Raw genomic sequence first — 20,968 nt, 5'->3', positions numbered from 1 at the left:
ATTTGCCTTATGTTAGCATTAGCCCTTAAATAAATCTAAATAAGGCACAAAGTAGTAAATTCGGTTGCGGCTCTGTCCTGTTTGTTCTACCAGCGTTCCTGACTTCTGGAAGCTTTCTGTTAATTCGCCGGCCGATTTTTTGCTAAGCTGGCAGATGCCTTGTACATCTTTTACCGTTACTATTGGTTGCACAAATAACCGCAAAAGTAATTTCAGCGCCGACTGGGTGCGCTTTCCCCAATGCTGATGTATGTTGTTCTCGAGGTCTTGTTTTAACTTAATGATTTTTGAAAGCGTATCTACCGCCTCTTGTGCCGTTCTTTCTACACCAATAAGAAAGTATTTGAGCCAGTGCAGCATATCGTTTTTCTCCCGGACTCGGGTAAGGTTATCATAATAATGAGATTTGTTTTTTTCGAAGTAAGTCGATAAGTATAAAAGCGGCTGATGCAGAATGGCTTGATCTACCAGAAACAAGGTTATGAGTAAACGGCCTATTCGTCCGTTGCCGTCCAAAAATGGGTGGATAGTTTCGAATTGATAATGGGCAATAGCAATGCGAATAAGAGATGGAACGTTAATTTGATCGTTATGCAGAAAATTTTCTAAATCGCCGATTAGCGCATCTACATGAGGGTGGGCTGGCGGAACAAAAATCGCATCGGCGGGGCCGCTACCACCTATCCAATTTTGGCTACTACGGAATTCCCCAGGTAATTTATGTTCGCCTCTTACACCACTTAATAGTCTCTGATGCGCCTGCTTCAGTAACCGGGAAGACAACGGTAATTTTTCTAAGCCTTTTATGGCCTCATTTAGAGCATTCGTATAATTATTAACTTCTTTCCAATCGTTTCGTCTTTTGGGAGTAATTTCTTCTTCAGGCAACATCGCTTCGGCAATATTGGTCTGTGTACCCTCAATCCGGCTTGATACTACGGCTTCTTTGGTAACGTGCAGCGAAATGAATAAATCTATGTTGGGTACCAGACGGGCATAAGAGTTAAGCTCTCCTAATCGGATTGATGCTTTTTCCAGTAAAGTATTTAGCTGCGCATCGTTCCATTGCCATTGATCGTTTATCTTGGCCGGCATAAAGTATTTATAGCCAGTCGCTGGCTGCCAATGTCCGGCTTTATATTTTTCAAGCTGTATGCTCATGAGATTATTTTCTGCTACAAAGTAAACTATAAATTATGTTAGTTTACTTTAGTACCCTTGAGTAAACTAACATAATTTATAGTTTACTTTCAGATACATAATTAGAGAAGCTAAATTATACAGTTAAATTCTCTTTAACGAGCCTATAGTTTATTCTGGTTAGAGCAACTGACTCATAATCAGTGGGTGCTTGGTTCAATTCCAAGTGGGGTCCACCGCATTTGACTTTAAGAAAAATCTATGTTAAAACCGTTCAGCAATGTCTATTCAGAAGCTTCAGCTTATATTTGTTTTTAGGTAACAACTCCTGATTGGCACCGGTCTAAAGTAAATTAAAGGAAAAATTTAAGCCACACGGGTAAATTAATTGTGTTATGATTTTGCAACCTTTACATTTTTCTAAATTAAAATTTCTTTTATCCTTATTATTTTATGTAAGTTTTCTTCAGGTGCAGGCGCAAAAGCGCTTTTCCATAATTGCTTTTGGCGATATGCCCTACCATGTACCGGCAGATTTTGAGCGTTTTAAAAAATTAACGGCTGCGGTAAACCAGGCTAATCCTTACTTGGCGGTGCACGTGGGCGATATCAAAAATGGCTATTCCGATTGCAGCGATGCCTACTTCGAACTGATTAAAAGTATGTTTATGCAGTTTAAAGGTCCGCTTATTTTTACGCCCGGCGATAATGACTGGACTGATTGTTACCGGCCGGCGAGCGGTAATTATAATACAGTAGAACGGTTGCAAAAACTAAGAAGTGTATTTTACGATGGCCGCCAATCGTTGGGTAAAAAACCATTGCCGACCTTTAACCAAAGCAATCGCAAGGGTTTTGAGAAGTTTGTAGAAAACCAGTACTGGGAACATGCTAAAATTAGTTTTGGTACCATTCATGTAGTTGGCAGCAATAACAACCTGCAATCGGACCCGGATAAAAACCAGGAATTTTACGAGCGTGACGCAGCCAACCTGGATTGGCTGGATTATATTTTTGACGAAGCAGATAGAAAAAAACACAAAGGGGTGGTTCTGTTTACCCAAGCCGCCATGAACTTTAAAGGCGATAAAGCCTCCGGCCATTTTAAAATAGTTCAGAAATTACGCGATCGGGTAGAAAAATTTAAACGCCCGGTCTTACTCGTGTACGGCGATTACCACCGTTTTTTAATTGAGAAACCACTGGTAAATGCCAGTGGCAAACTCTTAACCAATTTTACTTCTGTAATGGTTTTTGGTGAATACGATATGCACGGCGTTAAAATAGACATTGATCCTAAAAGTAAAAATCTGTTTCGTTTCAGCGAATTTTGGGTAGACGGGAATTAGACAGCTTAAATAATATTGAACTTTGCAGGCGAATCTTCCAAGCAGGGAGAAGAGTTGGGGTACTAGGCCGATTAAGTGGTTTGCCGCTTAGATTTTTTACGCTCCGTCGCCGTATCAATAATTTAAAGCCAGGTCGAAGTTAAATAAATAGAGTGGCTGCTTTGGGTTTCAACTTGTTGCTGTATGATTAGTGTAATTATTCCGACCTACCAGGAAGAAAGTCATATTAAAGCCACCTTAAAAGCTTTAAGAAACAACGATATTGCCGGTTTAATTGCAGAGGTTATTGTGGTAGATGCGAATAGCCAGGACAATACAATTGATTGGGCAAAATCCGAAGGAGCAAAAGTCGTTATTTGTCCGAAGAAAGGACGGGCGGCCCAAATGAACTACGGCGCCGCACTGGCCACCCAGCATATTCTTTATTTCCTGCACGCCGATACTATTCCGCCACCGGGTTTTACCCAGGAGATAGTTGCATTGTTTAACCAAGGTACCAGTGCGGGCTGTTTCAGGTTGGCTTTTGACTATCCACATTGGTTTCTGAAGGCAAATTGCTGGTTTACCCGGTTCAATCTGAATGCATTCCGCTTCGGCGATCAAAGTTTGTTCTTAGCAAAAGATAAATTTTTGGCAGTAGGAGGCTTCTGCGAAAAACACCTGGTGCTGGAAGATCAGCATATTATTAAACAACTCAGCCAAATAGGTTCTTTTAAAGTTATAAAAAGGCCGGTTATAACTTCAGCCCGGAAATATCTGGAGAATGGCATCTATAAAACCCAGGCAATATTCTTTCTGGTTTATATTTTATATAACCTGGGTCTTTCTCAAACTAAACTTGAAAGTACCTACCGTAAACTCATCCGGCAAGATAAACTATAATAAACAGGTAAACTTACTGGTTTCCTTGGTATTCCCATTTTATCCGGGGATGAGTGCAGCCCCTGTTTCTTGTAAAATTGCTACCAACGATACTTTGGATGCTTGAAAGAGTAAATCTTTATTTTTGATTATATCATAAGCTACCAAGAGAACCCGGAAATAGCTATACTATAAGGTTGTTTGAGTAAATGTTTGTCTTTACAGATACTATTAAAATTGGTCTTAATCTAAAAATATTACTAAAAACCACAGGAATGGGCGTAAACTAAGTTGTTTTGGAATTGCCAGTACCCCTCGAATTTATTTTAATTTTCAAAAGCTTTTAGGTTGTTGATGTTTTTAACCTTTAAAGTTTAAGCGCGTTGTAGATATAAAATTGAAAGCTGTTGCGTTAGTAATGAAGAGGTTGTACTAAATACTATTTGTTATGAATTCAATAAAGCTATTTGTTCTGTTGTTTCTCTTTTTCGTAAGCACCGCTTTTACCTTCTTTCATCATGGCTGGGCTAATTATGACCAGGAGAAGCGTCTCGATTACACGGGCGTTATTCAGCAAGCCACCTACGAGAATCCCCATGCTACTGCTAAAGTAAATTTTAAAGATAAAACCTGGACCGTAGTGCTGGCGCCCACCAGCCGTATGCAGGAAAGAGGGGTTACCGCTGCTATGTTGCAAAAGGGTACTACTATCCGGGTAATTGGGTATCCGCACCGGGAAGTAAAAGATGAAATGCGGGCCGAAACAATATTTATTCAAGGCAAAGAATATCAAATGCGCCGGTAAGCATGTCGGTTCGCTACGCTGATTTGCTCCAATGGCTGGAAAATAGCATCTGGGCGGTTACCATCCGGCAATCAGCATGGCTCTATCCGGCGCTGGAAGTAGTACACCTGGTAGGTATTGTCTTGTTGGTAGGTGCAGCCTTTATGTTTGATTTGCGGCTGCTGGGGTATACCTGGGAACTACCCGTTAAGGCACTGGCAAACCATTTGTTAACCTGGTCCAGAAGAGGCTTACTGCTAGTGATACCCTCGGGTATGTTGCTTTTCATAACCGATGCCTCGGTTTTGGGTTACGACCTGACCTTTTGGTTTAAAATGACTTTGCTGCTTTTAGCCGGACTGAATGCACTGGTATTTCACCAATATACTTTACCATCGGTTTCGGTCTGGAATTCAGATAATGTTTCTCCTAAAGGCGCAAAATTTGCCGCTGTTTTCTCTATTCTATTGTGGGTAGGGGTTATTGTTTGTGGCCGCTGGCTGGCTTATTAACCTTTGTTAATCCTACTTTGTTAATCCTACTGTAGAGCTTCTTGCGTCTGCCCTATAATACTAATAAATAGGCTCCAAAATAGCTGCTAGTTGAGGACGTTTGCCTGGCGCTCCTACATGCAAGTAGGTGCTTTACTTTATTTATGGTCATGCCGACTACGCAACTGTTATTTGATATTATGAAGTACTCATAACAAAACCTAAACCAATTTCTCTTCCAAAGCTTTACGAACCAGTTCAACGGCATTTTTTACGCTCAGGCGTTTCATCATGCTGGCCCGGTGGTTGTCGATGGTGCGTACGCTGAGGTTTAGCTTTTCGGCAATTTCGCGGCTGTTCGAGCCTTCCACAATAAATTTTAAGATGGCTTTTTCCTGTTTGCTCAGCTTCTTTTTTGGCGGCAGCGCTGTTTCGGGCAGTTTTACTTTTTGCAGGTAGGAACTAATAATAATATTGGATACCGAAGGGCTGTAATATTTTTCGCCGCCCGCAACCGTCCGGATGGCCCGCAGCATTTCGTCGCGGGTAGTATCTTTTAATAAATAGCCGTAAGCCCCGGCCTCCACCGATTTTAGAATATAATCTTCGTTGTTGTGCATCGATAGCATCAGGCATTTGGTGCTTTTATGCAGTTTGTTGAGCTGGGCGGTAGCTTCAATGCCGTTCATTACTGGCATGGCAATATCAATCATTAATACATCAGGAGCCAGTTCCTGCACTTTACTAATGGCTTCGGCACCATTTTGGGCTTCGCCAATAATTTCTACATCAGTAAGGCCTTCGAGTAAAGACCGAATGCCGTTGCGCACTATGGTGTGGTCGTCGGCTAAGATTACTTTTATTTTATGCATGTTCGGTTGGGAGTAAAGGTACTTTTACGTATATCTGGGTGCCCTGTCCGGGTTTGGAATTTATGTTTATATCGCCGTTAATAATGTAAACGCGTTCTTTCATATTGCTGATGCCGTGCGAGGGACCGGTTTTGCGCGAACGGGTGGATAATTTCTGGGGACTAAAGCCGCGCCCGTTGTCCAGGATGGTTAGGTGAATATATTTCTTTTTATGCCAGAGCTCGACGGTGATATCGGTAGCTTCGGCGTATTTTATTGCGTTGTTAAGGGCTTCCTGGCTTACCCGGTACAGCCCAATTTCGAGGTTGCGGGTTAATCTTTTGCCGTTCCAGTTGGTATTAAACGTAACGTTAATGCCGGCATTGGAGGCTACTTGGGAGGTTAGTAATTTTAAAGCCGACGAAATGCCAAAGTCGTTTAGTACGGCCGGCATTAAATTAAACGAAATAGTGCGGGCTTCCGAAATAGCCTGGCTCACCAGACCGCGGAGTTCATCCAGGTTTTGCTGCGCGGTTACGGTACTGTTTACCGAGTCGCCAATTTTCTCAATGCCAAATTTTAGTGCCGTCAGCATCTGGCCCAGGCCGTCGTGAATTTCTAAAGCTACCCGCTTGCGTTCTTCCTCCTGACCTTCAATCAAATACGCCGACCGCATTTTCTGCTCGTTTATTTGCTGGCGGTATTTTTCGTCGGTGGCCCGCAGTAAGGCTTCGCGGGTTTCTTCCAGCGATTTATTTACCCCAACCAGTTCTTCGTTTACCCGGTGGGTGCGTTGTTCCGAATCGATGAGCAACCCAATGGTTCGCTGAATTTGCCGCACAGCCGGCCGGAAAATAAACAAGCCTTCGAGTACCAGAATAATCAGCGTACATAATAATAGTATAAGCTCAATTTGCTGCGAGGCGTTTACCCGCCTTTTGGCTTCGGCATCGTACTGAAAAACAATCTGGTTCATGCCTTGCAGGTAAGTTCGCTCGTTGGCAAGAATTATCCGGATGTTGTTTCGGATGTCCGCTGGTACTGGAATATTGTCTCCCTGCTGATGAAAATATTTACTTACAGCAGTGGCATTATTATAGATAGCTCCAAAAAGCGGATTAATGGCCGCAAACATAGCACGGGTAGAATCGCTGTTGTTTACCGGTGTTTGAATATATGCCAGATAACCGCTTTGCAAACCTTTATGGCTTTTCTGCCACAAATCCAGCGCCTCATCCAAATCGGCCAGGTAAGTAGCTAGTAGCAAGCTGTCGGGTTGCTCCTGCAGCAACAAAACCGTTTTGGTTATTTTCTGGCTAAGCATGCGCTGCCGGCCCGCAATATTTACCACCCGCGAATCGGAAGATTGACTCTCCAGCGAACGCTGCACCAAATATTGCCCACCTACCGATAATAATGCCACTGCCGTGAGAGCCAGCAAATACAGGCGGGTAATTTTACGGGCAATCTGTGGGTCAGCGGATAAATTCATAAAAAGCGTTTAGAGGCAGCGATTTGGTGGCGGTAATTGGTTTTTGGTTTAGGTTAAAGCTATAGTGAAATAAGCAGCGTAATCTTAACTAAGTAACTATTATAAATTTATAGGATTGTTACTTTTTAAGTATTTAATAAAAGTACTTTAAAGTTGATTATTTCGCAAACAAGCCTTTCAAATAAGGTATTTTTTACAATAAAAAACTAAATTTGTAAAATAACTCTTAAAAATTTAGGTGTGTATTGATGAATTAAGTATAATTACTCAGAGTCTAGGTTAAAATATTAAGTAAATACCTGATTTAATAAAATATTATTAAAGGGAGTTATTTAATTAATAGGTAGGTAAGTGAGGAATAAGTATAAATTTTTCGGAAGCTTAACAAAACAGCAATAAAAAACCCTGGAAGAGCGGCAACTCTTCCAGGGCAATAATTAAAGGTTCATTTTAAATTATTTCTAACTTAAAACTATTCAAACTTATGAAAAAAAAGTTACGGAATCAACTTTTCGGCGCGCTAATGCTGGGGCTGTTGAGTAGTAATTTTGCCTTGGCGCAGTTTACCATTTCGGGGCAGGTACGTACCCGTTCGGAGTTGCGCGACGGGCAGGGCACCCTAACCACCAAAGAGGCGGCACCCGCTTTTTTTACCTCCCAGCGCACCCGCTTAAATGTAGGTTACGCGGGTTACCGCTTCAAACTTTTCACCGCTATTCAGGATGTACGGGTTTGGGGACAGGATGCCTCTACCATTAACCGCGTTACGCCGGATGCCAATGATGGCCTAATGATGCACGAAGCCTGGGGCGAAATAATGCTGTTGGATACTACCGCAGCCATTGAAAATCTCTCTTTAAAAATAGGTCGGCAGGAACTGGTTTACGATGACTCGCGCCTGTTGGGTAACCTGGACTGGCTGCAACAAGGCCGTCGCCACGATTTAGCCTTGCTCAAACTGGAACACCAGGGCTGGATGGGGCATTTGGGCGTAGCTTATAACCAAAACCAGGAGCGCAAAGCCAGTACTATCTATAATGGTATACCTACGGGTTACACTGCGGGTACCAATGGCATTGGTTCCTTATATAAGTCGATGCAGTTTCTGTACGTTGGTCGTAAATTTGGTAAAGGCAGTGCATCTTTTCTGGTTCTGAAAGATGACTTTAATAAATACCACCTAGATAGCACCGTACGGGTGCTGGATAAAGGTACCTGGAGCCGGGTTACTTCCGGATTTTATGTAGCTACCAATCTTTCGCCAAAAATTAGCTTTACCGGCAGCGCTTACCTGCAAAGCGGCAAAGATAAAAACGGCGGCAAACTGCGTTCGCACCTGGTTTCCGCAGCGGCCATGTACGCGGTTTCGCCGCAGCTAAGCATTGGGCCCGGCATTGATTATACTTCCGGCAATAACCGCGTTACGCCTAATGCCACTAACCGGCAGTTCGATCCGCTTTACGGTACGCCGCATAAGTTCTGGGGCAACATGGATTACTTTTACGTAGCCGATGGCTTTGGCAAAAACGGCTTAATCAACTACTACCTAAAATCCCGCTATAAATTAAAAGATAACCTGGTGATGAACCTGGATGCGCACCAGTTTGTGGCTTCTAATAATGTAGTAAACAACGACCGCATAAGCCTGGACCGCAACTTTGGTACTGAACTCGATTTGGTGGTAAACTACGGCTTAACCAAAATGATAAATCTGGAAGCCGGCTATTCCCATTTCTTTGCTACTTCTACCCTGGCTTCCTCAGCGGTAAAGAACGTTTCTAATCCTGATTTGCAAGCTGATTGGGCTTACCTGATGATTAACATCAAACCAACTTTTCTCTCTAAATAAAAGCTTTAACCTTACGGATTAACTTGGTTTGGGCTTTTGCTTTCTTTTTACGGAGTTTCTATTGGAATTTTATCAGGCCTAAACGAAGGCTTAAGCAGAAGTATAAATTAAAATCTTATTTTTGCCCCTTGTTTAATCTCTTGTATTCTAAAGATAAATCTATAAAATGAGCTTAATAGTAATTGGGTCGGTAGCTTTCGATGCCCTGGAAACGCCTTTTGGTAAAACCGATAAAATTGTAGGCGGCGCGGCTTCCTATATTTCTTTATCATCGTCGTACTTTGTGAAGCCGGTGAACCTGGTTGCAGTGGTGGGCGGTGATTTTCTAAAGTCCGATATCGAATTATTTCAGGAGCACGGGGTTGATACTGCCGGTTTGCAGATTAAAGAAAACGAAAAATCTTTTTTCTGGTCCGGGCGGTACTTCAACGACATGAACAGCCGCGAAACGCTAGTCACTGAGCTGAATGTGTTAGGCGATTTCGACCCGATTATTCCGGAGGCTTACCAGAACTGCGAGTACCTGATGCTGGGTAACCTGGCTCCTCAGGTGCAGCGCACCGTAATCGAGCGACTGCAAAACCGCCCGAAACTGATTGTAATGGATACCATGAATTTCTGGATGGATATTGCTTACGATGAGTTGGTAAAAACCATTGCGCTGGTAGATGTGCTGTCTATTAACGACGAAGAAGCCCGCCAGTTATCCGGCGAATATTCGCTGGTGAAAGCCGCCCGGAAGATTATGGCAATGGGCCCTAAATATTTAATTATTAAAAAAGGCGAGCACGGTGCTTTACTTTTCGGCCAGAACGAAATATTTTATGCCCCAGCGCTGCCGCTGGAAGATGTATTTGACCCAACCGGAGCCGGCGATACTTTTGCCGGTGGTTTCATTGGTTATTTAGCCAAGGCTGGAGATGTAAGCTTTAACAACATGAAGAGCGCCGTTATACATGGTTCGGCTATGGCTTCGTTTTGCGTAGAAAAATTCGGTACCGAGCGATTAGTTAATTTAAGTCAAGAAGAGATAGACGCCCGGGTACAGATGTTTGCCGATTTGGTGCGTTTCTAGAAAATAATATAAGTAAAAAAGCGAAAGCCTGCTGATTCGTAATCGGCAGGCTTTTTTGTTGTTAAAGCTTTTTCTATAGTATGAACCCAGAATATTTTGTTCTATAAAACTTGAGTAATTCTACTCATAGTTTTTTATAGGTAATGCTGTCTGGATATTCCCGGACTATTGATTGGTTCTGGATATTATTCTAATCTTAGAATATCCGGTTCGGGATACTATTGTTCAACCAGTTTCGAAAAATTAAGCTACCCAGATTAATAACAATGGCCAAATATAGGTTATTATGTTCTTTTTGCGCCTGATTTAATACAAAAAGGTATAAAAATTAGGTGCTACCGAGTTTAAGATGGCAGCATTAGAACACTTTTGCCAGGAAATTAGGAAAAATTGTAATACCAGGTTCCTAATAAACTTGTTCAAAATCTGAAATATTTAAAATAATACCCTGTTTTAAGAGGCAATTTTATAGAAAAACATAAATTTTATAAAAAAGTAGTTAAAAAAATAGCCATGTATAGAGGATTTGAGTATTTTTACTCAACAAAAGGTTAAAAATAGAGGCGCTTATCAATAAAAGAATAGGTTTTTAAATAAAAGAGGTTCAAAAGTAAACCTGTTTGGCTGAAAACTCTACTAAAATGAAAAGTAAAGCCTGAATTTATAAGATACATCCTTAGCAGGAGCGGCAACTCCTGTTAAGGCAATAATTAAAGGTTCATTTTATAATTATTTTTTAAGACTTAAAACCTATGAGCAGTTCTCCAGCACATCCGCAGCGTATAGTAGTAATAGGCAATGGCATGGTCGGCTATAAGTTTTGCGAAAAGTTAGTAGCAAAAGCCCAGCCTGGTGCTTACCAGATAACAGTTTTCGGGGAAGAACCCCGTCCAGCTTACGACCGGGTACACTTAAGCGCTTATTTTTCCGGCACCACCGCCGAAGAATTAACCATGGCTCCCGTTTCGTGGTACGAAGAGAATAATATTAATCTGCATTTAGGCGAGCTGGTTACCGGCATTGATGCTACCAGCAAATTAATTACGACGCATAAAGGTTTAGCCATTAGCTACGATAAATTAATCCTGGCAACTGGTTCCAGCGCCTTTGTACCACCCATTAACGGCGTAGAAAAAGAAGGCGTGTTTGTTTACCGCACCATCGAAGACCTGGATGCCATGCTGGAATATGCACCCAAAGCCAGAACAGCCGCTGTAATTGGCGGTGGTTTACTGGGCCTGGAAGCAGCTAAAGCGGCGATGGATATGGGACTGACTACGCACGTAATAGAATTTGCTTCCCGGTTAATGCCGCGGCAGTTAGATGAGTTCGGCTCCGATATGCTGAAGAAAAAACTGGAAAACCTGGGCATCAGCATTCATTTAAATAAAAGTACAACTGCTATTCTGGGTGAGCCCGGCGTACGTAAAATGACTTTTGCGGACGGCAGTGAGCTGGACGTTGATATGATAATTGTATCGGCGGGTATTAAGCCGCGCGATGAGTTAGCCGTTAAAGCCGGTCTGTCGGTAGGTCCGCGGGGTGGTATTCTGGTAAACGATGCATTGCAAACCTCTGATCCCGATATATATGCCATTGGCGAAAGTGCTTTGCACGGCGGCATGATTTACGGACTAGTAGCCCCCGGCTATGATATGGCCGAAACGGTGGTAACTAACCTGGTGGGCGGTGAAAAAACCTTTAAAGGTTTCGATATGTCTACCAAACTAAAACTAATTGGGGTAGATGTAGCCAGCTTTGGAGATCCTTTTATCTCGGAGCCGAATGCCCGCACCATTGTTTTCGAAGATCGGATTAAAGGTATTTACAAGCGCATTAATATTTCGGAAGACGGCAAATATTTGCTGGGTGGTATTTTAGTAGGCGAAGCGGCTAACTACAACATGCTGCTGCAAACAGTACAAAACCGGATTATTGTACCACCAGATGCCGAAGATTTAATCCTGGGCAGCCGGGGCGGCGGCAGTGAGTCTGCCGGAGCCGGTGTGTTGAGCTTACCCGAAGAAGCTACTATTTGCTCCTGCGAAGGCGTAAGCAAGGGCACTATCTGCAATTCTATTAAAGATGAAAAACTTTGCGATGTAGCCAGTATTAAAAAATGTACAAAAGCCGGTACCAGTTGCGGTGGCTGTGTACCCATGCTGGGCGATTTACTCAATGCCACCCTGAAAGAAATGGGCCAGGAAGTGAAGCAGGTTTTGTGCGAGCACTTCCAGTATTCCCGCCACGAAATTCTGGACATCGTAAAAGTTAATAATATCCGCACTTTTGATGAGTTAATCAGTCACCATGGCAAAGGTGATGGCTGCGAAATTTGTAAACCAGCCGTAGCTTCCATTCTGGCGAGCACCTGGAACGAACTTATCTTAAAACAAGCTACCATCCAGGATACCAACGACCGTTACCTGGCTAACATTCAGAAAGGTGGTACCTATTCGGTTGTTCCCCGGATTGCCGGCGGCGAAATTACCCCAGAAAAGCTGATTGTGATTGGCCAGGTAGCAGCTAAATACGGCCTGTATACCAAAATAACCGGCGGCCAGCGCATCGATATGTTTGGTGCACGGGTAGATCAGCTGCCCGATATCTGGGAAGAACTGGTAAACGCCGGTTTCGAGAGCGGCCATGCCTACGGCAAAAGCTTGCGTACCGTAAAAAGCTGCGTTGGTTCTACCTGGTGCCGCTACGGTTTGCACGATTCGGTAGGTTTTGCGATTCAAATAGAAGAACGGTACCGGGGCCTGCGGTCGCCTCATAAATTAAAAGGCGGCGTATCGGGTTGTGTACGCGAATGCGCCGAAGCGCAATCAAAAGACTTTGGTATTATTGCCACCGAAAAAGGCTGGAACCTGTACATCTGCGGCAATGGCGGCGCCAAACCGCAGCACGCGCAACTTTTCGCCACCGACCTCGACACCGAAACCTGCCTTCGTTATTTAGACCGGTTCCTGATGTTCTACATCAAAACGGCCGAACCGCTGAACCGCACCGCTACCTGGTTAAATAAAATGGAAGGTGGTATTGAATATTTGCGGCAGGTAATTATCGAAGACTCTTTGGGTATTTGTGCCGACCTGGAACGCGAAATGGAATTTATGGTGGATACCTACGCCTGCGAGTGGAAAGAAGTGGTAAACAACCCCGAATTACGCAAGCGTTTCCAGCACTTTGTCAATACCCCCGAACCAGACCCATCTATTAATTTCCGACCCGAGCGCGGACAGAAAGTGCCGGTAATCTAAACTATATAAAATTCTTTAAGCCTGAATTTGGTGGCCGGAAAGGCCACCCCGGGCTGGCTTTTTCCTGAAAAATCAGAAATAAAAATAAATACAGCTATGTTAAGCACACAAAACCCCGATACCCGCTCTTCAGAAGTTACCTATTGGTTTAAAGCGGCCGAAGTAAGTGCTTTCCCCGCAGACGGTGGCGCTTGTGTAAAATACCAGAACCAGCAGATTGCGGTTTTTAACTTTACCCGCCGCAACGAATGGTACGCCTGCCAGAATATGTGTCCCCACAAGCAGCAAATGATATTAGCCCGCGGCCTCGTAGGCGACCAGTGCGGCGAGCCTAAAGTAGCCTGCCCGTTCCACAAAAAAACCTTCTCCCTGCTAACCGGCGAAAACCTGAACGGCGAATGCTACGAGATTCAGACGTACCCCGTGAAAGTAGAAGATGGCTTCGTGTACATCGGGATAACAGAATAAATAATCAGCAACCACAGCTTAAAAGTAAAAGATGAAAGCAGTTTCAACTCCTAAAGTAGGCAAGGCCTCCCGTATTAACCTTTTTAGTCTGGCAACGCCGCACATGCGCACGTTTCATGTTACCTGGTTTGCCTTCTTTTTATGTTTTTTTGGCTGGTTTGGCGTAGCGCCGCTCATGCCCATTATCCGGGAAGAATTAGCCTTGACCAAATCCCAGATTGGTAATATTGTAATTTCGTCGGTAACTATTACCATATTTGCCCGCCTGTTAATTGGCTGGCTCTGCGATAAATTTGGTCCCCGGGTTACCTACACTTATATTTTAATTTTAGGTTCACTGCCGGTAATGTTCATCGGCCTGAGCAATAGTTACGAATCATTCCTGCTGTTCCGGTTGGCCATTGGTATTATCGGCGCCTCTTTCGTGGTAACACAATTCCACACCTCCATGATGTTCGGTCCTAATGTGGTGGGCACGGCTAATGCTACTACCGCCGGTTGGGGAAATATGGGCGGCGGCGTTACCCAAATAGTAATGCCGTTGATTTTTGCCGGATTAGTTGGGTTTGGTTTTGTAGAAGCCAGTGCCTGGCGCTATGCCATGGTGGTACCCGGCGTGATGCTGTTTTTGATGGGTATTGTTTATTACAAATTTACCCAGGATACACCCGAAGGTAACGTGGCCGACCTGAAAAAATCCGATCCGGAATACCGCATGAAAGCCGCCGAAGCCAAAGGCGCTTTCTGGAAAGCCTGCAAAGACATCCGGGTGTGGATGCTGTTCTTAATCTACGGCGCCTGTTTCGGTATTGAAATTACCATCGATAATATTGCCGCCATTTATTACTTCGATAAGTTTAAGCTGAGCCTGGAAACGGCTGGATTAATTGCCGGTCTGTTTGGCATGATGAATATTTTCGCCCGCACCCTGGGTGGTTACTTCGGCGACAAATTTGGTATCCGCTACGGTTTAAGAGGCCGCGTGCTGTTCCTGGCTTTCGCCTTGTTCATGGAAGGTGTTACGCTCCTTTTATTCTCCCAGATGACCGTGCTGCCCATTGCTATCGCCACCATGCTGTTCTTTAGCTTGTTCGTTAAAATGTCAGAAGGCGCTACTTATTCAGTGGTACCATTCATCAATAAAAAGGCCATTGGCACAGTTTCGGGTATTGTAGGTGCGGGCGGTAACGTAGGGGCCGTGTTAGCCGGGTTTTTATTAAAAGAAGAAAATTTAACCTACAGCGATGCGCTCTTTATTATAGGTTGTGTGGTGATAGCCGTTTCGTTTACCTCATTTTTAGTGAAATTCTCTAAAGCCCATGAGGCTGAAGCCCAATCTGAAATGGATGCTTCGCTGGGGGGGATTCCGGTTACGGAAGGTAAGTTGAAGCCGGCTTTAGCAGAAATATAAGAAGCGGATTTGCTAATGGTTTTTGCCAGTAGTTGAAGTCTTTCTTTGTTCTAGCTTTCGCCTGTGCGGCGGGCACTTACTTTTCTCCTTGATGAGAAAAGTAAGCAAAAGAATCAAGACGCTTCAAACTCGCTGACCGCTCGAACAGTGAAGCGTTGCTGTTGCACCCGCCACTGCTATTCCATTGCGGGGTATTTTAGCGCCCTTCCTTGGAAAAGGTTGAAAAGAGGAAGTTCGATATTTTCTCTTGATAGAAAAAGAAAAGTTAAAATTAGACAAGCAGTAGCTTCAAACAAACGACAGCAGTTTGGGCGATGAGGGCCTTTAAGAGTTCCGGTGCCGACGGAGGAGGCATTGCGAGGTACGAGCAAAGGAAGGCTTAACAGCCCGAATGACCAAACGGGGCCCGCCGGCCGGGAGGCAACTTAGGAAGAGGCAGCCAGTTAGCACCTTCACATTGAAAGATGCAATCTTTCAAAAAATAACAACCAAATAAAATAGTAGCCTTAACCAGCTAAAAAAGCTTAAGACCAAAATGAAAAAAGGCAAAGAAAAAAGCTTTAAAACCACGTGTTCTTACTGCGGAGTAGGGTGCGGCATAATCGTGCAGCAGGATGCCAAAGGTAAAATCCGTGTGGAAGGTGATCCCGAGCACCCCACCAACAAAGGCATGCTTTGCTCCAAAGGCCTAAACCTGCATTACGTCGCCTCCGATTACTCCGACCGCCTGCTGTACCCCGAAATGCGCTGGGCTAAAAACCAGCCGCGGCAACGGGTAAGCTGGGATACCGCTTTAGACCGGGCCGCTGCCGTTTTCAAATCTATTATTTCTAAATATGGCCCGGATTCGGTCGGCTTTTATATTTCGGGTCAGTGCTTAACCGAGGAATATTATGTTGCCAATAAACTAGCAAAAGGCTTTCTGGGTACGAATAACATCGATACCAACTCCCGGCTGTGCATGAGTTCGGCAGTAGTAGGCTATAAAATGACCCTCGGCGAAGATGCTGTACCCACCTGCTACGACGATATCGAATTAGCTGATTGCTTTTTAATTGCCGGTGCCAATCCGGCCTGGTGTCATCCCATTGTATTCCGGCGCATCGAAAAACACAAAGAAGAAAACCCGGATGTAAAGATTGTGGTGGTAGACCCCCGCCGCACGCAAACCTGCGCCCTGGCCGATTTACACCTACAAATAAATCCCGGTACCGATATTGTATTATATCACGCCATCGCCCGGCACCTGATAGAAGAAAATTTAATTGATGATGCCTTCCTGGCGCAGCACACCGATGGATTCGCAACTTTCCGGGAGTTTGTGCTGCAAACCTCGCTGGAAGAAGCGGCGGTTATCTGCGATGTTTCCGTAGCCGATATCAAGATAGCAGCTACCTACATTGGCCAGGCCAAAGGTTTCATTTCTATGTGGGCCATGGGGCTGAACCAGAGCGTAATTGGGGTTGATAAAAATTTAGCTTTATTAAATTTATCCCTCATTACCGGGCAAATTGGCAAGCCCGGTGCTGGCCCTTTTTCCTTAACCGGTCAGCCCAATGCCATGGGTGGTCGCGAAGTGGGAGGAATGGCCAACCTGCTTTCGGCGCACCGCGATTTAGCCAACCCGGTGCACCGGCAGGAAGTAGCGGATTACTGGGGCGTACCGAGTGTGCCAGCGCAGCCCGGCCTGACCGCTACCCAATTATTCGAAGGTCTGCGCGACGACAAGGTAAAAGCCGTCTGGATTATTTGCACCAACCCCCTGGTGAGTATGCCGGATGCCGGCATGATAGAAGAAGCATTAAAGAAAGCGCGTTTTGTGGTGGTGCAGGATATTTCGGGCCGTTCCGATACTTTGCAATACGCCGATTTAGTATTACCGGCCGCCGGTTGGCTCGAAAAAGAAGGCACCATGACCAACTCAGAGCGTCGCATCAGCTACCTGAATGCCGTATTGCCGCCACCCGGTGAAGCCCTGCCGGATGTAGAAATTTTGTGCCGCTTCGCTCAGAAGATGCAGTTCCCGGGCTTTGATTACAATAGTGTAGGCGAAATTTACGAAGAGCATGCCGGCTTAACCAAAGGCACCAATATTGATGTGAGCGGCTTAAACTATGCTGATTTAATAGAAAAGCAAACCATACAATGGCCGGTGCCCGTCAGCGGCAATGCTGGAACGCCCCGGTTGTTTCAGGATAAAAAGTTTTATACGCCTAACCAGCGGGCCCAAATCCATACCCCCGCCAGTGTGGTTAACCAATCCGAGCCATTAACCGGGGAGTTTCCGTTGGTGCTCACCACAGGCCGTATCCGCGACCAGTGGCATACCATGACCAAAACCGGCAAGGTAAACAAACTAAACCAGCACCTGAGCAAACCTTTTATCGAAATAAACCCGATTGATGCGGCCCTGCGCGGCATTAACGATGGCGATACGATAGAAATTAATAGTGCGCGCGGAAAGGTTTGTGTAAATGCCGTGTTAACCACCGATATCAAAACCGGTGTGGTTTTCCTGCCGATGCACTGGGGTAAAATATTAAACCGTGACTTTGGGCGGACGAATAACCTCACCAATAATTTAGTAGACCCGAAATCAAAAGAACCGGATTTTAAATACTCGGCAGTACAGGTACAGAAGTACGAAAAGCCTTTCGAGAAGATAGTGGTAATCGGGGCGGGAGCGGCCGCCTACCGCTTAATTAATACCTACCGCGAGAAAAACCGGCGCGATGAAATTCACGTGTTTTCGCAGGAAGAATATCCGTTTTACAACCGGGTGTTATTGCCGGAGTATTTAAATGGCCACCTAAACTGGGAGCAGCTCGAAAAATTTAAAGCCGGCGAACTGGCCAAACTGGATGTGCATCTACATCAGGCTACTGGTATCGCCGCCATAAACCGCGAAAACAAAACGGTTACGGATACCAGAGACCAGGTACATTCTTACGATAAATTAATTATTGCTACCGGCAGCCGGGCTTTTGTACCCAAAGATGTACCCATGGATTTGCCGGGCATCTTTACTATGCGTAACCGTGGCGATGCCGACCGCCTGAAGACTTTCCTGAACTACGAAGGCCACGTGGTAATCGTAGGGGGTGGTTTGCTGGGGCTGGAATTAGCGGCTTCGCTGCGCGAAATAGACATTAACGTGACCATTGTGCAGTTAAGCTCCCGCCTGATGGAGCGGCAACTCGACCAGATTTCCGGCGATTTGCTCCGGGAATATGTAGAGGAATTGGGTATTCAGGTATATTTTAACGACCAGGTACAAACCGTATTTCCGAACAAAAATGAGCCTGGTTTGGTGGTAAATCTAAAAAGTGGTAAAACCATAACCTGTAATGCCGCCGTTTATGCCATCGGTACCCGACCCAATATGGAATTAGCCCTGGAGGCCAAGCTCCAGTGCGGCAGAGGCGTGGTGGTTAACGAATACCTGCAAACCAGCGACCAGGATATTTTTGCCATGGGCGAGGTCGCCGAATTTAACGGCATAGTAAACGGTATTACCATGGCCGCAGAAGCCCAAGCCGATGTAGCCGCCCGTTTTTTGACCGGCGACCAGAGTAGCTATTATTCCGGTTCCATCTTCATGAATATTCTCAAATTATCGGGCCAGGATTTGTGCTCATTGGGGATGGTAGAAGCTCCGGATAATAACCCGGAGTACGAAGAAGTAATATTCACCGACAAGGCCAATCGTTACTACAAGAAATGTATTATTCACCAGGATCGCCTGGTAGGAGCCATTTTGATGGGCGATAAAAGTGAGTTTGCCGAGTTTAAAACCCTCATTGAGAATAAACTGGAGTTATCTGATAAGCGGATGGAATTGCTGCGCTCGGGCAAAGCAGCCGCCCCGGTATTGGGTAAACTGGTTTGCTCCTGCAACAACGTAGGCGAAGGTAACCTCACGAATATGATAAAAGGTGGCTGCACCGAATTCCGCCAGCTCTGCCAGCAATCGGGCGCCGGTATGGGCTGCGGTAGCTGCAAACCAGAAGTAAAGAATATTTTGGAAAAGCTACAGGAAGTAGAGCAGGTAGCAGTTTAAATAATTGGGTATAATTATTTTACCACCCCTAACCCCTCCTAAAATAGGCGGGGAACTGCGGCTGATGCAAAACTTAGGCCCATCTAAAGCATTAGTCGCAACTCCTTCCCTGTTTTAGGAAAGGTGTCCGGAGGGCGGAAGGGAAAAAACTGGTGGCTATAAGCCAGAAAATTACAAAACGTTTGCTGTCGCGAGCGTCTCGCTCGTGACGACTTCCTTCCGGCCTCTGGCCGCTAGTAAATAATTAACTCATTATCGGCCAGAGGCCTGATAAATAAAAGACATGAGGCGGAGCCTCGCGCCAGTAATAAGTGCAGTAAGTAGCAGTAAGTATAAATTTTAAACGGTATGGAGAAGAATGACTTAATCCGGGTATTCGCGAGAGGTGGGGTAGTATCTCCCGGCGACATGAAAAAAATTCTGGAAACCGCCGAAGACTTTGGCAACGAGACCATTCATTTCGGTTCTCGGCAGGATATATTATTCCCGGTAAATATCCGCAGCAAAACTATCCTTGACCATACCTTCCAGGCTATCCGGACTGAGTACGACTTCGACGGCAATAATTACCAGAACATAGTGAGCTCATACGTGGCCGCCGATATGCTGCCCAATACCAGTTGGCTGCATTCCGATACCTACCTCTACATTCTCGACGATTTTGAACAGTACCGTACCAAGCTTAAAATAAATATTGCCGATCCGCGCCAGACCCTGGTACCCTTGTTTACCGGTAACCTGAACTTTGTTGCTTCTAAACAGGATAATTACTGGTATCTCTACCTGAGTTTGCCTGAACTGGGGGAGGAACTGGTGCTATGGCCGGCCCTGGTGTTTACTTTTGATGTGGTCCGAACCGTGAAGGCGTTGGAAGAAGTATATTTAGAAAAGCCGAATTTGCCCGTTAACGAATTATTTTCCCAAACCAACGCCCGCATGAAAGCGAACAACCGGCCGTTAGATGGTGGGTTAGAACTCTCTAAAACGCCGTTCCCTTCGTACGAGGGGATGAACAAAATGGCCGGCGATAAATATTGGCTGGGGCTTTACTGGCGCAACAACTGCTACACCATTAAATTCTTAAAAGCACTCTGCGATTTATGCGTCGAAACCAATATTGGTAAAATCAGCCTTACCACCTGGAAGTCATTTATCATCAAGGGGATTTCGGAGAAAGATAAAATTAAATACGAAAAGCTGCTGGGTAAATATGGTATCAACATGCGGCACTCGTCGCTGGAACTCAACTGGCACTTACCGGTTCTCGACGAAGAAGCCTTACAATTAAAGCGTTACTTGGTCCGAACCTTCGACCAGAACGATATCAGTACCGAAGGCTTAACCTTTGCCGTTAAAACCGTGCCGATGGTATTATTTACGGCGATTGTTATCGAGAAGAACCCGGTTTCGCAGTACGCCGATAAGTACGAGTTACTCGATACTTACAATGTACTGTATTGCCAGGACTTTAACCCGAATAAACGGAAGTACATTACGTTTGCGAAAGATGTGTTGAAAGAAGATTTGGCGCCTTTGCTGATGGAATTAAGCTGTTTGTACTATGAACAGCTAAACTACGAGCCCGAAGTAAAAGTAAATAAACCAATTGCTGAAAGTAAACCGCAGCCAAACTTGCACCAATGTCCGGATTGCCTCACCGTTTATGACCCGGCTTTTGGCGATGGCAATATTTTGCCCGGCGTACCTTTCCCGGATTTACCAGCCGATTATACCTGTCCGCTTTGTGAGGCGCCCAAAAGTGCGTTTAAGCTGATGCCGGCCAATGAAAGTGAAATAGCTGCTTAAAGTTATTGTTGGTGAAAATAATCTTAGCTAAACTTATTAGAAGCGAAAAATATTAATAACCGGCTGGA

14 protein-coding genes and 1 tRNA gene are annotated in these 20,968 nt (G+C 44.9%); 12 read left to right on the top strand and 3 right to left on the bottom strand.

Annotated elements, in window-relative coordinates; all coding sequences use genetic code 11:
• Positions 1-18: 18 nt before the first annotated feature.
• Positions 19-1,161, bottom strand: a complete 1,143-nt coding sequence (locus AAE02nite_RS00740; RefSeq protein WP_146894521.1) for a Fic family protein — start codon at positions 1,159-1,161, stop codon at positions 19-21.
• A 139-nt stretch (positions 1,162-1,300) separates the two neighbouring features.
• Here AAE02nite_RS00740 and AAE02nite_RS00735 point away from each other — a divergent pair.
• The 5 genes from AAE02nite_RS00735 (at position 1,301) to AAE02nite_RS00715 (ending at position 4,646) form a co-directional block, all read left to right on the top strand.
• Positions 1,301-1,375: transfer RNA gene (locus AAE02nite_RS00735), tRNA-Ile, on the top strand.
• A gap of 160 nt (positions 1,376-1,535) precedes the next feature.
• On the top strand, positions 1,536-2,489 hold the full coding sequence (locus tag AAE02nite_RS00730; RefSeq protein ID WP_146894520.1) for a metallophosphoesterase: 954 nt from the start codon (positions 1,536-1,538) through the stop codon (positions 2,487-2,489).
• Positions 2,490-2,672: 183 nt separating this feature from the next.
• The gene (locus AAE02nite_RS00725) at positions 2,673-3,371 is read left to right on the top strand and encodes a TIGR04283 family arsenosugar biosynthesis glycosyltransferase (RefSeq protein ID WP_146894519.1); all 699 of its coding nucleotides are present in this window, start codon (positions 2,673-2,675) and stop codon (positions 3,369-3,371) included.
• Between the two features lie 427 nt (positions 3,372-3,798).
• Positions 3,799-4,155, top strand: a complete 357-nt coding sequence (locus tag AAE02nite_RS00720; protein WP_146894518.1) for a DUF6152 family protein — start codon at positions 3,799-3,801, stop codon at positions 4,153-4,155.
• 2 nt (positions 4,156-4,157) lie between these two features.
• Positions 4,158-4,646 carry a DUF6644 family protein gene (locus tag AAE02nite_RS00715; protein WP_146894517.1) on the top strand — a complete coding sequence of 163 codons (489 nt, stop codon included), beginning with the start codon at positions 4,158-4,160 and terminating at the stop codon, positions 4,644-4,646.
• 200 nt (positions 4,647-4,846) lie between these two features.
• Here AAE02nite_RS00715 and AAE02nite_RS00710 read toward each other — a convergent pair whose 3' ends face one another.
• Together AAE02nite_RS00710 and AAE02nite_RS00705 are read right to left on the bottom strand one after the other, a co-directional pair.
• Positions 4,847-5,497: a response regulator transcription factor gene (locus tag AAE02nite_RS00710; RefSeq protein ID WP_174761890.1), complete on the bottom strand. Its 651-nt coding sequence runs from the start codon at positions 5,495-5,497 to the stop codon at positions 4,847-4,849.
• Positions 5,490-6,968, bottom strand: coding sequence for an ATP-binding protein (locus AAE02nite_RS00705; protein WP_146894516.1), 1,479 nt, complete (start codon positions 6,966-6,968; stop codon positions 5,490-5,492). Before AAE02nite_RS00705 ends, AAE02nite_RS00710 begins: the two co-directional genes overlap by 8 nt.
• Before the next feature lie 484 nt (positions 6,969-7,452).
• Between AAE02nite_RS00705 and AAE02nite_RS00700 the strand changes: the two genes are divergently transcribed.
• From AAE02nite_RS00700 to AAE02nite_RS00670, 7 genes are all read left to right on the top strand, one after another.
• On the top strand, positions 7,453-8,817 hold the full coding sequence (locus AAE02nite_RS00700; protein WP_146894515.1) for an alginate export family protein: 1,365 nt from the start codon (positions 7,453-7,455) through the stop codon (positions 8,815-8,817).
• A 166-nt stretch (positions 8,818-8,983) separates the two neighbouring features.
• A complete protein-coding gene (locus tag AAE02nite_RS00695; protein ID WP_146894514.1) occupies positions 8,984-9,892 on the top strand; it encodes a PfkB family carbohydrate kinase in 909 nt (302 codons plus the stop codon).
• A gap of 752 nt (positions 9,893-10,644) precedes the next feature.
• Positions 10,645-13,155 carry a nitrite reductase large subunit NirB gene (gene nirB, locus AAE02nite_RS00690; RefSeq protein ID WP_146894513.1) on the top strand — a complete coding sequence of 837 codons (2,511 nt, stop codon included), beginning with the start codon at positions 10,645-10,647 and terminating at the stop codon, positions 13,153-13,155.
• Between the two features lie 96 nt (positions 13,156-13,251).
• Positions 13,252-13,623 carry a nitrite reductase small subunit NirD gene (nirD, locus tag AAE02nite_RS00685; RefSeq protein WP_146894512.1) on the top strand — a complete coding sequence of 124 codons (372 nt, stop codon included), beginning with the start codon at positions 13,252-13,254 and terminating at the stop codon, positions 13,621-13,623.
• A gap of 31 nt (positions 13,624-13,654) precedes the next feature.
• A complete protein-coding gene (locus AAE02nite_RS00680) occupies positions 13,655-15,034 on the top strand; it encodes a NarK family nitrate/nitrite MFS transporter (RefSeq protein ID WP_174761888.1) in 1,380 nt (459 codons plus the stop codon).
• A gap of 535 nt (positions 15,035-15,569) precedes the next feature.
• Positions 15,570-19,094, top strand: a complete 3,525-nt coding sequence (locus AAE02nite_RS00675) for a nitrate reductase (protein ID WP_146894511.1) — start codon at positions 15,570-15,572, stop codon at positions 19,092-19,094.
• Positions 19,095-19,442: 348 nt separating this feature from the next.
• Positions 19,443-20,900, top strand: coding sequence for a ferredoxin-like domain-containing protein (locus AAE02nite_RS00670; protein ID WP_146894510.1), 1,458 nt, complete (start codon positions 19,443-19,445; stop codon positions 20,898-20,900).
• Positions 20,901-20,968: the final 68 nt, after the last annotated feature.

Origin of the sequence: Adhaeribacter aerolatus, assembly GCF_007991635.1 — a bacterium.
GTDB classification, from domain to species: Bacteria; Bacteroidota; Bacteroidia; order Cytophagales; family Hymenobacteraceae; genus Adhaeribacter; species Adhaeribacter aerolatus.
Note: the sequence above shows the minus strand (reverse complement) of the source record. Positions and strands in the feature narration are given on the sequence as shown.

Excerpts from the sequence above, each read along its gene's own strand:
- AAE02nite_RS00720 (WP_146894518.1), top strand. The coding sequence starts at position 3,799 with ATGAATTCAATAAAGCTATTTGTTCTGTTGTTTCTCTTTTTCGTAAGC.
- AAE02nite_RS00730 (WP_146894520.1), top strand. The coding sequence starts at position 1,536 with ATGATTTTGCAACCTTTACATTTTTCTAAATTAAAATTTCTTTTATCC.
- AAE02nite_RS00675 (WP_146894511.1), top strand. The coding sequence starts at position 15,570 with ATGAAAAAAGGCAAAGAAAAAAGCTTTAAAACCACGTGTTCTTACTGC.
- AAE02nite_RS00715 (WP_146894517.1), top strand. The coding sequence starts at position 4,158 with ATGTCGGTTCGCTACGCTGATTTGCTCCAATGGCTGGAAAATAGCATC.
- AAE02nite_RS00740 (WP_146894521.1), bottom strand. The coding sequence starts at position 1,161 with ATGAGCATACAGCTTGAAAAATATAAAGCCGGACATTGGCAGCCAGCG.
- AAE02nite_RS00725 (WP_146894519.1), top strand. The coding sequence starts at position 2,673 with ATGATTAGTGTAATTATTCCGACCTACCAGGAAGAAAGTCATATTAAA.
- AAE02nite_RS00705 (WP_146894516.1), bottom strand. The coding sequence starts at position 6,968 with ATGAATTTATCCGCTGACCCACAGATTGCCCGTAAAATTACCCGCCTG.
- nirD (WP_146894512.1), top strand. The coding sequence starts at position 13,252 with ATGTTAAGCACACAAAACCCCGATACCCGCTCTTCAGAAGTTACCTAT.
- nirB (WP_146894513.1), top strand. The coding sequence starts at position 10,645 with ATGAGCAGTTCTCCAGCACATCCGCAGCGTATAGTAGTAATAGGCAAT.
- AAE02nite_RS00700 (WP_146894515.1), top strand. The coding sequence starts at position 7,453 with ATGAAAAAAAAGTTACGGAATCAACTTTTCGGCGCGCTAATGCTGGGG.
- AAE02nite_RS00670 (WP_146894510.1), top strand. The coding sequence starts at position 19,443 with ATGGAGAAGAATGACTTAATCCGGGTATTCGCGAGAGGTGGGGTAGTA.
- AAE02nite_RS00710 (WP_174761890.1), bottom strand. The coding sequence starts at position 5,497 with ATGCATAAAATAAAAGTAATCTTAGCCGACGACCACACCATAGTGCGC.
- AAE02nite_RS00695 (WP_146894514.1), top strand. The coding sequence starts at position 8,984 with ATGAGCTTAATAGTAATTGGGTCGGTAGCTTTCGATGCCCTGGAAACG.
- AAE02nite_RS00680 (WP_174761888.1), top strand. The coding sequence starts at position 13,655 with ATGAAAGCAGTTTCAACTCCTAAAGTAGGCAAGGCCTCCCGTATTAAC.